Source organism: Mangrovicoccus sp. HB161399 (assembly GCF_013184745.1).
Lineage (GTDB): Bacteria > Pseudomonadota > Alphaproteobacteria > Rhodobacterales > Rhodobacteraceae > Mangrovicoccus.
The window spans coordinates 1-1032 of the sequence record NZ_JAATVU010000257.1 but is presented as its reverse complement, the minus strand read 5'-3'; the positions used below and the strand labels follow the sequence as shown (position 1 = coordinate 1032).

Below are 1032 nucleotides of genomic sequence, written 5' to 3'. Positions count from 1 at the left end.
CGATCCCCGGCATCTTCCGGAGCCGGGCAGAAAGCGGAGTTCGCCTGCTTGCCGCCTGTATCTGCGCGTGAGTTCCGAGATCCGCTGGGACAGGCCGTCGATCTGCCCGGGGCAGAGCTGCGACATGGCCCGAACCTGGGCGGGCAGGGTCTCCGAAGCGTCCTCCGTCTCCAAGGCGGGGCCAGCTTGGCGATGTTCTCCCGGCCCTTGCCTGCAACGAACCCGAATTCCGGCAGATGCCCCCGCAGGCTATCGATCATCCGGGGTCGCTGCCCGGCCGACATGTCTCCCAGCCTGAAGATCATGCCAAGCCCCTGCCGTTCGGGCGTCTTGATCTCTACGAACCTCATGGCCGGTCGGCTCGCCGCTTCGGCAATCGCCTCGGCATCGGCCATGTCGTCCGGCGTCCGGAACCGTCCCCCGGACGGTTCCGGACGCCGCCTCGCTCCGGGTCTTCACGGATGGTTTCACGGACTTCGGCGAAATCAGGCAGACGTCATGGCCAAGCGCCGAAAGCAGCCCCGCCCGATGATGCGCCGTCCCGCAGGCTTCCAAGGCGACCCGGCATCGCGGCTGGGCCTTCATGAATTCCCCGAACTGCCTGCGCGACAGCTTCCTGCGGAAGACCGCTTCGCCGGTTTCGGTTGACCCGTGCAGCTCGAAGACCTGCTTGGCCAGATCCATGCCGATGATGGAGACGTCCTTCCTCATCCAAACCTCCCGATCCTTTCCGGATCACCGTGGCACAAGTGCCGTCAGGAGGGGCTAACCAACCCATCAGCAAGGCCCTGGCGACGTGGGCGGCGATGGAGGCGACCTTGTCCTTCACGGCTTCGCCGCCCGTTCCGCGAAGCCGGTCAGGTCGCGCGGTCGCCCATCGCGCTCGGACCGATGGCGCCGCGATGGGCAGCTCCGAGGGTCCAGGCCAGCGCCGAAGCCTTCCGCATGACCTCCATCTCTTCCTTTGGGCGGCGTTCCCGCGGCGCAGCTCGCCGAGTTGCGCTGCCCCGGCCCGCCGGCGGCGGATCGCCC

At 67.7% G+C, this 1032-nt stretch carries 1 protein-coding gene; it reads right to left on the bottom strand.

Annotated elements, in window-relative coordinates; all coding sequences use genetic code 11:
- Positions 1 to 249: 249 nt before the first annotated feature.
- Entirely contained in the window at positions 250 to 711 is a 462-nt protein-coding gene (locus HCC78_RS32735; RefSeq protein ID WP_172332845.1) for a transposase, read from the bottom strand.
- Between the last annotated feature and the right edge of the window lie 321 nt (positions 712 to 1032).

Excerpts from the sequence above, each read along its gene's own strand:
- HCC78_RS32735 (WP_172332845.1), bottom strand. The coding sequence starts at position 711 with ATGAGGAAGGACGTCTCCATCATCGGCATGGATCTGGCCAAGCAGGTC.